This is a genomic window from Caulobacter sp. HMWF025, from assembly GCF_003060965.1.
Lineage (GTDB): Bacteria > Pseudomonadota > Alphaproteobacteria > Caulobacterales > Caulobacteraceae > Caulobacter.
This window is the reverse complement of record NZ_QAII01000154.1, coordinates 12,198-23,346: the sequence shown is the minus strand read 5'-3', so window position 1 is coordinate 23,346 and position 11,149 is coordinate 12,198. Positions and strand designations below refer to the sequence as shown.

Sequence of the window (11,149 nt, the reverse complement as noted above, 5' to 3'; positions counted from 1 at the left end):
GTCTATGCCGGGGCCCGGGCCCGCTACACCATCACCGTGGACGGATCGGGCGGCTATTTCATCCAGGACGAACTGACCGGCCTGACCAATGAGGGCCGCGACCGGATCTCCGGCATTGAGACCCTGCGCTTCAGCGACGGCACCGTTTCCACCTCGGCCGTCGCCGTGGCCGGAGCCTCGCTGCTGGGCGGCGATGCCTCCGACTCTCTGGTCGGCGGCTCGGCCAATGATACGCTGGACGGCGCCTGGGGCCCCGACACCATGGTCGGTGGCGGCGGCGACGACCTCTATTACATCGAAAACGCCGGCGACGTGGTCGTCGAGGCGGTCGGCGGCGGCTATGACACGGTGATCACCGCCCGTGCCTGGACCGCGACCGCCGGCTCGGAAATCGAGTATGTGGTCCTGACCGGCACTGCGCCGCTGAACATGACCGGCAACCTGTACTCCATGGTTCTGGAGGCCAATGCCGGCATCAACACCCTGGACGACGGCGGCGGCGCCGACCTGCTCAAGGGCATGGGCGGCAACGACGTCTATATCGTGCGCAATGCCGGCACGGCGGTCGTCGAGGCGGCCGGCCAGGGCACGGACCTGGTCCGCACCGCCCTGGGCGCCTACACCCTGACCGACAATGTCGAGAACCTGACCTATACGGGCACCGGCAACTTCTCGGCGACCGGCAATACCCTGGTCAATGTCATCACGGCCGGAACCGGCAATGACACCCTGAACGGCGGGGCCGGTGGCGACCGCCTGATCGGCGGGCTCGGCAACGACACCTATGTGGTCGACAACGCCAGCGACGTCATCGTTGAGAACGCCGGCGAAGGCTACGACACCCAGGTTACCAGCCTGGTCAGCGCCATTGCCGCAGCCAATATCGAAGCCCTGACCTATGGCGGGACGGCGAACTTCACCGGCTATGCCAATGCGGCCGGGACGGCCGTAACCGGCGGGATCGGCGCGGACAAGCTGATCGGCGGCGTCGGCAAAGACACCCTCGACGGCGGCGTCGGAGCCGACACCCTGACGGGTGGCGGCGGCGACGACGTGTTCATCGTCGACAACGTCGGCGACCGGATCACCGAAGCGGCCAGCGGCGGCACCGACACGGTCCGCACCAACCTGGGCAGCTTTACGCTGGGCGCCGAGCTGGAGACCCTGGTCTATACCGGCGGCGCGACCTTCGCCGGCACGGGCAACAGCCTGGCCAACCTGATCACGGGCGGAGCCAATGCCGACACCCTGCTGGGTGGCGGCGGCAACGACACCCTCGACGGCGGCTTCGGGTCGGACAGCCTGGACGGCGGGGCCGGAACGGATACGGCCGTCTATGCCGGAGCCACGGCGCGCTATGTCGTCACCAGCGACGGCCTGGGCGGCTTCTATGTCCAGGACACGCTCAGCTCGGCAGTCGACTATCTGTTCAACATGGAGGCCGTGCAGTTCTCCGACGGTCTGGTCAGCCTCAATGGACCCCTGCCGGGCGTCTCCCTCGTCGGTACGGCGGCGGCTGACACCCTGACCGGGACGACCTCGGGCGACACCCTGGACGGCGGCGCGGGCATCGACTCCCTGGTCGGCGGTTCAGGTGACGACCTCTATATTCTCGACAATTCGGCTGACGTTGTGATCGAGACGGTCGGTGGCGGTTCTGACACCGTCCAGACCTCGAAGAGCTGGGTCGCCACCGCAGGGTCCGAGATCGAGCGGGTCATCCTGACCGGCACGGCCTCCCTGAACCTGACCGGCAACCTGTTCGCCATGACCCTCGAGGGCAATTCGGCGATCAACACCCTCGATGACGGCGGCGGCGCCGACGTCCTCAAGGCTTTTGCCGGCAACGACACCTATGTTGTGCGCAATGCCGCGACCACGGTCATTGAAGCGGCCGGCGAGGGTACGGACCTTGTCCGCACCACGCTGGGCAGCTTCACCCTGGGCAACAATCTCGAGAACCTGACCTATTTCGGCAGCGGGACCTTCGCGGGCACCGGCAACAGCCTGGGCAATGTCATCACCGGCGGTGCCGGGAACGACACCCTCGACGGTGGCCTCGGGGCCGACCGCCTGATCGGCGGCCTGGGCAACGACACCTATTTCACCGACAGCGCCAGCGATGCCGTAGTCGAGAATGCCGGCGAGGGCTTTGATACCCTGATCACCACGCTCAACAGCGCGCTGGCATCAGCCAATATCGAAGCCCTCACCTTCAATGGCGTGGGCAACTTCGTCGGCTATGCCAATGCGACCGGTACGGCGATCACCGGCGGTGCCGGCACCGATACCCTGGTCGGCGGAGCGGGCATCGACATCCTGAATGGCGGCACGGGCAACGACACCCTGACCGGCGGCGGCGGAGCCGACGTGTTCCACTTTGCCAATCTCGGCCAGGGCGTGGACCGTATCAGCGACTTCCAGGTCGGGGTCGATCATATCGGCCTGCAGGCGACAGCCTTCGGGATCGTCAGCCTCGCCGATGTGATGTTCGTCAGCGGCGTCGCGCCGCAACCGTCCAGCAGCCAGGCGACCCTGCTCTATGACACCGGTACGGGGGCCCTGTTCTACGACGCCAATGGCGGAGACGGATCCGACAAGGTCCAGATCGCCACCCTGGGCAACAAGGCGGCGATCAGCCTCAGCGACTTCTGGCTGGTCTAGAGCCTTCCTGGATCGGGAGCCGAACTCCGGCTCACAGACCACAGGACATAATGAGGGACGCCCGCCTTGCGCGGGCGTCCTTTTTTACTGCATCTCGAAGACGAACTGCCGGTCGTCCGTCGCGTCGATATCGCGGAGTTTGCGGGCGGGGAAACCGGCCAGCACCGAGGACGACTCCGTCAGGCGGCTGACGACGACCGAGCCGATGCCGAGAATGCAGTTGTCTCCGATGGCCGCGCCCGGCGCAAAGCGTACGGCCGAGCCCAGATAGCATCCCGCGCCGATGTGAATGTCGCGGTCGATGACGCTGGCCCCATGGGTCCAGAACTGGCTGTCGACCCCGGCCACCCAGGTGCCGGCCCCGATGCTGATCTCGCCGTAGACGTCGAAATAGTGGGCATCGTTGATCAGCGCCTTGTCGCCGACCACGAGGCGCAGGGCATAGCCCATATGGGCCTTCGACGGATCGGCGGCCATCGCCCCGGCCGTGAAGCGGTTGAAACGGCCGATGATCACATTGTCACCGATCTCGGCGCGGAACGGACCGATGAAGCGGTTGTCGCGCCCCACGAAGGTCTTCGCGCCGATGCTGAAGGTCGCACAGGTGATGACCGTTCCCAGGCCAACGCCCGAGCCCGGGCCGAAGCTGTAGCCGAACAGGGCCTTGTAGAAAGCCTTGCGCAGGCCGTTGGTGGGCAGCCAGGCCACGACCAGGGCCATCAGGGTCCGCAGTCGGGACGTCGGAGTCAGCATTTTCATGAGCAGGGAATCCTGAAACGTCTGATCAGCGGCAGGCCTTCTGGGTGTCGCCACGGCCGTATTCGGCATAGAGCGAGCCGAACTGGGCGGCCAGACGGCCCCGAACCTTTTCGAACTCCAGATACCAGGCCAGGAACAGCGGTCCCCGCCACTTGCCCAGCAGGGGGAAGAGCGGCAGACGGACCACTGCGGCCAGGGTCTTGAGCTTGGGATTGATGTCGCTGGGGGTCGGGAACTCGGTTTCCCAGCGGTAGGCCACATTGCCGGCGCGGTAGCGGCGCTGGCGCAGCCACTTGATCGTGGCGCGGCTGTCGGGGATCTCTTCATAAATGAAGGCCTCTTCCGACCAGGCCATCTCGGCCCCGCGCAGGGCCAGGGTCCGGAAGAATACCGTGTCGCCGCCGCCGGTCAGGCCATAGGCGTGATCGAAGGGCTCGGGACCCAGCGGCTCGACGATCGCGAGATCCAGCATGAAGTTGCAGGTGCAGAAGACGAACGGCTTGCCGCCCAGATAGTCGCGCTCGACCGACCACAGCGTCGCGTGCCGGGCCATGTCCTGGCGATTTTCGGAGAAGACGGGCCGCACCGGGCCGCCGACGATCACCGCCCCGGTTTCGGCCTGGGTCTTCAGCAGCTCTGGCAACCAGGCCTCAGTGACCCACTCGTCATCATCGACCATGGCAATTTTCTCGGCCCCGATTTCGCGGGCCTTGGCGAAGGCCGCGTTACGGGCCGCCGAAATTCCGGCGCGGGTCTCAACGACCAGATGCAGGGTCTTGCCGCTGCGGTCGCGGAAATCCTGCGCGACGCGCTCCACTTCGGGATCGGCGCCGTCATTGTCGACGATCACAAACTCCACATCTGCGGGAGTCTTGATCAGCATGAAGCTGTCAAGCAGCCGGGCCAATTGGTCCGGGCGCTTATAAGTGCAGGCTGAAACAGCGATCATCCACGCCTCGTGCGTCTATGAGAAATCAGAAATCGAACCTGACGAAGACCAGGCCGGACCGTCATAGCGGAACCTCAAGACCGTAACGCGAAAGCCGGAAGCCGGCGCGTCACATCTCCGGAAATGGGCAATCAGGGTGAAATCTGCATGACTTCTCACCTGACGGCCCGTGCCCTGCCCCCAAAGCCCGCGTTCCGGCAACCTGAGCATTTTTGGTTTAAATTTCCATAACACCCGACGCAAGCATAACTAATCTTGCGATAACCAATAACCGAAATAAATCACACTCGAATACTTTTGGTATATTGAGAATTAACTGTTGTTATTGAATGGCCATTTACAGGTCGCTGCGAGATTACTCGTGACCAAGGGGGCTTTCATGGCAACTGTCACTTATCTCCGATACGACGGCATCGCGCTCCAGCAGAGCGCAGGCGCGCTCAAGCTGTTCAACGGCACAACCGCGGCGGACAGCCTGACGGGAACGGCCGGAAACGACGCGCTCGTCGGCAACGGTGGTGCTGATACCCTGGTCGGCGGGGCCGGTGACGATACCTATGTCATCCAGAACGGCATCACGACGGTCATCGAAGCCGCTGGCGGCGGCATCGACACGGTCAAGGCGACCAACAACTACATCCTGTCGGCCAATGTCGAAAACCTGATGCTGATGGGTTACGGCAACAAGGGCACGATGACCGGGGTCGGGAACAGCCTCAACAACCTGATGATCGGCGATGCCAATTCCCAAGTCTTCATGGGCATGGGCGGCCACGATGTACTGGTCGGCGGCGGCGGCAGCGACACCTTCGTCTTTGACGTAAACTCGGGCCGCGACGTCATTACGGACTTCCTGGCGGGTACGGGGACCGGAGCGGATGCCGTCCGTCTGAACGGCGTGGCCTTCACCAGCTTCGACCAGGTCAAGGCTGCCATGACCCAGGTCGGTGCCGACGTGGTGCTGAAGATCTCGGCGACCTCGGACATCACCTTCCGCAATGCCACGGTCGACGCCTTCACGGCCTCCAACTTCAAGCTGCCGATCGACACGAGCAAGTACACCCTGTCGTTCGCCGAAGAATTCAACACCCTGAGCCTGCAGACCAACGGCCTGGCCTCGACCGGGGTCTGGTCGGCCGAATACGGCTTCGGCGGCTACGGCAGCAAGGCCAGCCACTTCATCGGCTACTACACCGGTGAAGACCAGATCTATGTCGACCCCAGCTTCAAGGGCTCGGGCACGACCGCGCTCGGCATGAACCCGTTCTCGCTGAACAACGGCGTCCTTTCGATCAATGCTTCGGTGAATACCGAAGCGCAGAAGGCTGCTCTGTGGGGCTTTGAGTATTCGTCGGGCCTGCTGACCACCAAGACGACCTTCACCCAGCTGTACGGCTATTTCGAGATCCGGGCCCAGATGCCGACGGGATCAGGTGGCTGGCCGGCCTTCTGGCTGCTGTCGCCGACTAGCGCCAATGAAATCGATGTGTTCGAGGTCAACTCGAAAGACCCGAACGCCATCAACATGACCACGCACGACAAGTCCCTGCCCAACAAGGCCGTGACGTCCCTGGCCTATGTTCCGGATGCGGCGACCAGCTTCCATAATTACGGCGTCCTGTGGACCGCCGAAACCATCACCTACTACATCGACGGGACGGCGGTTTATCAGATCCCGACCCCGGCCAACATGCACGAGCCGATGTACCTGCTGGTCAACATGGCGGTCGGCGGCTGGGCGGGCGAAGTGGACAACGCCAACCTGACCACCGCGTTCAAGGTCGACTATGTCCGCGCCTACAGCCTGGATGCGCCCAAGACCGCCCTGCCCGCCACCACCGCCAAAGCGGCCCAGGCTGTGACCCAGACCGTGACCCTGGATCCGGCCACCGTGATCAGCGAGGCCTCGGCCAACTTCCGCATCTATGCCGGCACCGACGGCGGCTTCCAGATGGTCAATATCAAGACCGGTGCCGTCCAGTACCTGGCCTCGACCGCCCAGCTGCAGTTCACCGATGTCCTCAAGACCGCCACCGCCCTGTCTTCGGGCCAGGCCCAGGTCGGCGGCGCCGGCAATGATGTCCTGACCGCGTCGACCCCTGGCCTGCTGATCGGTGGCCTCGGCGATGACCAGCTGAACGGCAGCAGCGGCAACGACGTGCTCATGGGCGGCATCGGGGCCGACACCCTGACCGGCGGCGCGGGCGACGATGTGATGTTCGGTGGCGCCGGCGACGACACCTATGTTGCAGGCGCAGGCGACACCATCCTGGAACTGGGCAACGAGGGCACGGACACCGTCCGGACGACCCTCGACGGCTACACCCTGGGCTGGAACCTCGAGAACCTGACCTATGTCGGCTCGAACGCCTTCACCGGCGTCGGCAATACGGCGGACAATGTCATCAACGGCGGGGCCGGCAATGACAGCCTCTCGGGCCTGCTCGGCGCCGATACCCTGAACGGCGGGGCCGGCAACGACACGCTCGACGGCGGCCAGGGTGCCGACCTGCTCAACGGTGGTGCCGGCAACGACACCTATACCGTCGACAACCGCGCCGACGTGGTCGTCGAAGCTGCCGGTGGCGGGTTCGACACGGTCAATGTGGTCATCGGCTACACCCTGCCGAACGGGGCTGAAATCGAGCGGGTCGTCATGGCCGCCGGCTCGACCGCGATGAATGTCGTCGGCAACGAGTTCGCCCAGGTCATCGTCGGCAACGCCGGCACCAACCTGCTCGATGGCGGCGGCGGAGCCGACACCCTTATCGGGGGCGCAGGCAACGACACCTACATCATCGACCATGTCGGTGAGACGGTCGTCGAGGAGGCCGGCGGCGGCTACGACTCGGTCCGCACCAGCCTGTCGTCGCACACCCTGGCTGCCAATGTTGAAACCCTGACCTATACCGGCACCGGCGACTTCGCGGGCACCGGCAACAGCCTGGTCAATGTCATCACCGGCGGCGTCGGCAACGATACCCTGGACGGCGGCGCGGGTGCCGACCGGCTGGTCGGTGGCGCGGGCAACGACACCTACATCATCGACAATGCCAGCGATGCCATCGTCGAGGACGTGGGCGGCGGCTATGACACCCAGGTCACCAGCCTGACCACCGCCATGGCCCGGGCCAATATCGAGGCCCTGACCTACAGTGGCTCCGGCAACTTCGTCGGCTATGCCAATGCCACCGGCACGGCGATCACCGGCGGAGCGGGCGATGACAAGCTGTCCGGCGGGGCCGGGGTCGACGTTCTCAGCGGCCGGGGCGGCAACGACGTCCTGACCGGTGGGGCCGGCGCGGATGTCTTCCGCTTCGAAAACCTCGGCAGCGGCGTGGACCGGATCACCGACTTCCAGGTCGGCGTCGACCACATCGCCCTCAAGGCCACGGCCTTCGGGATCACCACCCTCTCGGACCTCTCGTTCGTCAGCGGTGTAGCGCCCCAGGCGGCCGACGGTCACGCGGCCCTGCTTTACGACACCAAGACCGGCGGCCTCTTCTACGACGCCAATGGCGGTGACAGCGGCGACAAGGTTCAGATCGCCACCCTGACCAACAAGGCCGGGATCTCGCTCAGCGATTTCTGGCTGGTCTAACCCCTCCGGCGGCTCTGGCCGTCGACGCCCGGGACGATGGCAACATCGTCCCGGGCGTTTCTGTTCTCAGGGCCCGTCAGGCCAGGGCTTCGGCTCCGGCAAAGGCCAGACAGCGCTGTGCGACAGCCTCCCAGCCCGGCTCACCGGGCAGCCAGTGGCTCATGTCGTCAAAGACCTCGAACTGGCCGTTCAGCCGGGCGGCGACCTGGCGAACGGTGGCCGGGGGGTGGATCACGTCCTTGCCGCCGGCGATGGCCAGGGTGGGAACCCCGCTGGGCCGGGCGCTGGTGGTCATGAAGGGGTCCAGCCACCAGTTCAGGGTTTCCCAGAGCGCCCGGCCGCTTTCCGGGGTCATCCGGGCATACAGCGCCCGCCGGTCCGGCTTGGGCAGGCGATCGAGACTGTAGCGCCGGACCACCCCGTAGTCGGGGTCGACGGCCTGCAGCCAGTAGGGTCCGAGGGCGAACAGGCTCATGGCTGACGCCGCTTCCTCGAGACTGGCCCCGGCCACACCCCAGGGGGGCGACGGGGCCAGCAGGATCAGCCGCGAAAGCTTGACCCGGTCGGCCGCCATCTGGGCGACAAGGCCGCCCATGGAATGGCCGATCAGCACCGGCGGCTCGTCGCAGGCCGCACAGAGCCCGGCAATCTGCCGCGCATAGTCGGTCATCGAGCGCCCGGCGACCGCGCCCTGGCCGCCACGTCCCAGCAGATCCGGGGCCTGCACCGTATGCCCCGCCGCCTCGAACGGCTGGCGAAACACGTCGAATGTCCAGCCGCCGCAAAAGGCGCCGTGGACCATGATGACCGGTGCGGGCATGGCCGCCTTTCGTACTCCGCCGACGAACAGGATCGGCCCGCCTGATCCTATACGCTCTTGCGGGCCTTCGGGGAGGGTTTGCTGGCGGCCTTCACTGCGGCAGGCTTGGCCGCCGCTTTGGGGGCTGCCTTGGTTGCCGCTTTGGGACTGGACTTCGGAGCCGTCTTCGGAGCCGTCTTGGCTGCAGCCCGGGCCTTGGGCGCGGCCTTGGGCTCCGTCGCAGGCGTCGCGGGCGCGGCAGGCTCAGCCTTGGCCTTGGCGACCGTTCCGGCCGGGCGTTTGGCAACGGCACGGGGTGCACGGGCCTTGGCCGCTGCGACCGGTACGACCGGGGCTTGCCCCCCGGGGGTCTCGGCCACCGCCGGCTCGATAGCGGGCGCGGGCGCAGGTGCGGGCTCGAGAATGGCCGCGGGGATCCTGGCCTTCGGAGCCGTCCTGGGCACGCTCCGGGACGGGACCTGGGGCACCGCAGACAGGCCGCGCGTGTTCAGCCAGCCGATGACGTCATCAAGGATGACCTCGACACCGGGCTCGTCGATCAGCCAGTGCGCGTTGTTGGGGTATTCCACATAGTCTGCGCCATACTTGGCCCCGACCAGACGCAGATCCTCGACCGGCGTGGTGCGGTCCTGCGCCCCTGCGGCCACCAGCACCGGCACCTTCACCCGCGCGGCGTCGACGTGAACCGTCCGGTTGGGATCCTTGTCGGGCCAGGCCAGATCCGACAGGGCGCGGCCCGAGTCATAGACCGCCCGGGCAAAGAGGCCGTCGTGCCGCGCAGCGGGCACGACATTCAGGACGCCCCATTTGAAGCCGGTCTTCCACATCTTCACGGCGCGGGTCTCGGGCCGGAAAGACAGGGCGATGTTGAGGAAGGTGATGACAGGCGACAGCTTGGGCTTGGCCCGGGCATCGGCGGGTGAAGCAGGTGCAAACAGCACGATACCGGCCGCCAGCCCGGCCTCGGCGAGCTTCTGGGCGATCATGCCGCCCATCGAGTGGCCGAACACGATGGGGGCTTCACCCGTCTCGCGCGACAGGCTCGCGGCGAGGGCGCTCATGTCGGCGACATAGTCGGCCAGGGACAGGCCGGCCAGGCCCTTGCCCGGCGCATCCGTGCGGCGCAGCTCGGCGCGCAGGGTCGGGGTCTCGACGCGATAGCCCTCGGCCTTCAGGCGGGCGGCGACGCTTCCCCAGCAGTCACCGGCACAGCCATAGCCGTGGATCATCAGAATGGTTCGCGCCATAAGTCCTCCCCATCGCAGGTGACTTAAGCATCACCTTGCGCATAGCCCCGGAACGCAGCGACGACCGCCTGATAGACGCTGCGTTTGAAGGGTACGATCAGTTCCGGGGTTTCGTCGAGACTTCCCCAGCGCCACGCGTCGAACTCGACCTCACCATGGGCTTCCAGGTCGATTTCGGCCTCGTCGCCTGTGAAACGGAAGGCGAACCACACCTGCTTCTGGCCCAGCCAGCCGCGCGCCTTCTTGCTGCCCGCGAAATCGGCCGGAAAGTCATAGGCGATCCAGCCCTGGGTCCGGCCCAGCAAAGCCGCGGAGGTGACGCCCGTCTCCTCGGCCAGTTCCCGCCGCGCCGCGTCCAGCAGGTCTTCGCCGTCATCGACCCCGCCCTGCGGGAACTGCCAGTTGTAGGGCGGCTCCTGCTGGTGGCGCCGGCCCAGCCAGACGCGGCCGTCGGGGTGGAACAGGACTACGCCGACATTGGGCCTGTGCCGCGGCAGGTCGTCTTCGCGGGACGCTGCGCTCATCGGCGCGCCAGGGCCGAGGCCGGTGCCAGTTGCAGGCCCCGGGCGGGCAGGCCGGCCGCCCAGGTCCGGACCTGGTTGATGGTCACCGGATAGGCAAAGCCGGATCCGAGCGACTGGCCCCGCGCACTGGCCCCGGTCTCGAGGGCCCGAAGCTGGATGTCGATCGCCGAGGCCGAAAGCTCGTCATCAATGATCCGGTCAGCCGAGGCCCGCGGGATGCCGCCACCGCGCCGGGCGGCCAGGCCGTCATCGACAAAGGCCAGGCCCCGGGCCTTGAGGGCGGCGTTGAAGGTGTTCATGGCCGCATCCGAGTCGATGAAGCGGGCCCCCAGATAGTTGCTGAGCCCGAAATAGCCCGTGGCCCGCGACATCAGCCACTCCAGCTTGCGCACGGTATCCTCGGGCCGGTTGGCGGCGATCAGGGTGTAGGGGCCCGGATCATTGGCCGGATAGTCGGCCGGCTCCATCGGGGTTTCCAGCAGCACCTCGTGGCCGCTGGCCCGCGCCAGATCGATCCAGCCCTGCAGACCTTCGGCATAGGGCGCAAAGGACAGGGTCACTTCCGGCGGCAGGGTCTCGATGGCC

General features: G+C 66.2%; 8 protein-coding genes. 2 read left to right on the top strand and 6 right to left on the bottom strand.

Annotated elements, in window-relative coordinates:
* The coding region (locus DBR10_RS16365; RefSeq protein WP_146187865.1) for a beta strand repeat-containing protein at positions 1-2,664 on the top strand (2,664 nt) is incomplete at its 5' end.
* A gap of 84 nt (positions 2,665-2,748) precedes the next feature.
* Here DBR10_RS16365 and DBR10_RS16360 read toward each other — a convergent pair.
* Together DBR10_RS16360 and DBR10_RS16355 are read right to left on the bottom strand one after the other, a co-directional pair.
* Complete coding sequence (locus DBR10_RS16360) at positions 2,749-3,423, bottom strand: acyltransferase (RefSeq protein ID WP_158272239.1); 675 nt, start codon at positions 3,421-3,423, stop codon at positions 2,749-2,751.
* 25 nt (positions 3,424-3,448) lie between these two features.
* The gene (locus DBR10_RS16355; RefSeq protein WP_108505910.1) at positions 3,449-4,372 is read right to left on the bottom strand and encodes a glycosyltransferase family 2 protein; all 924 of its coding nucleotides are present in this window, start codon (positions 4,370-4,372) and stop codon (positions 3,449-3,451) included.
* A 379-nt stretch (positions 4,373-4,751) separates the two neighbouring features.
* On the opposite strand from DBR10_RS16355, the gene DBR10_RS16350 reads away from it, so the two are divergent.
* Complete coding sequence (locus DBR10_RS16350; RefSeq protein WP_146184196.1) at positions 4,752-7,973, top strand: family 16 glycosylhydrolase; 3,222 nt, start codon at positions 4,752-4,754, stop codon at positions 7,971-7,973.
* 76 nt (positions 7,974-8,049) lie between these two features.
* Here the strand turns inward: DBR10_RS16350 and DBR10_RS16345 are convergent, their stop codons facing one another.
* From DBR10_RS16345 to DBR10_RS20245, 4 genes are all read right to left on the bottom strand, one after another.
* Positions 8,050-8,793: an alpha/beta fold hydrolase gene (locus DBR10_RS16345; protein ID WP_108505908.1), complete on the bottom strand. Its 744-nt coding sequence runs from the start codon at positions 8,791-8,793 to the stop codon at positions 8,050-8,052.
* 47 nt (positions 8,794-8,840) lie between these two features.
* Positions 8,841-10,040, bottom strand: coding sequence for an alpha/beta hydrolase (locus DBR10_RS16340; RefSeq protein ID WP_108505907.1), 1,200 nt, complete (start codon positions 10,038-10,040; stop codon positions 8,841-8,843).
* Between the two features lie 23 nt (positions 10,041-10,063).
* Positions 10,064-10,564, bottom strand: coding sequence for an RNA pyrophosphohydrolase (locus DBR10_RS16335; protein WP_108505906.1), 501 nt, complete (start codon positions 10,562-10,564; stop codon positions 10,064-10,066).
* On the bottom strand, positions 10,561-11,149 hold a 589-nt coding region (locus tag DBR10_RS20245), incomplete at its 5' end, for a divergent polysaccharide deacetylase family protein (protein ID WP_233243450.1). The genes DBR10_RS20245 and DBR10_RS16335, both read right to left, overlap by 4 nt.

Bases quoted from the DNA above. Each gene is read 5' to 3' on its own strand.
- DBR10_RS16360 (WP_158272239.1), bottom strand. From the start codon at position 3,423: ATGAAAATGCTGACTCCGACGTCCCGACTGCGGACCCTGATGGCCCTG.
- DBR10_RS16355 (WP_108505910.1), bottom strand. From the start codon at position 4,372: ATGATCGCTGTTTCAGCCTGCACTTATAAGCGCCCGGACCAATTGGCC.
- DBR10_RS16350 (WP_146184196.1), top strand. From the start codon at position 4,752: ATGGCAACTGTCACTTATCTCCGATACGACGGCATCGCGCTCCAGCAG.
- DBR10_RS16345 (WP_108505908.1), bottom strand. From the start codon at position 8,793: ATGCCCGCACCGGTCATCATGGTCCACGGCGCCTTTTGCGGCGGCTGG.
- DBR10_RS16340 (WP_108505907.1), bottom strand. From the start codon at position 10,040: ATGGCGCGAACCATTCTGATGATCCACGGCTATGGCTGTGCCGGTGAC.
- DBR10_RS16335 (WP_108505906.1), bottom strand. From the start codon at position 10,564: ATGAGCGCAGCGTCCCGCGAAGACGACCTGCCGCGGCACAGGCCCAAT.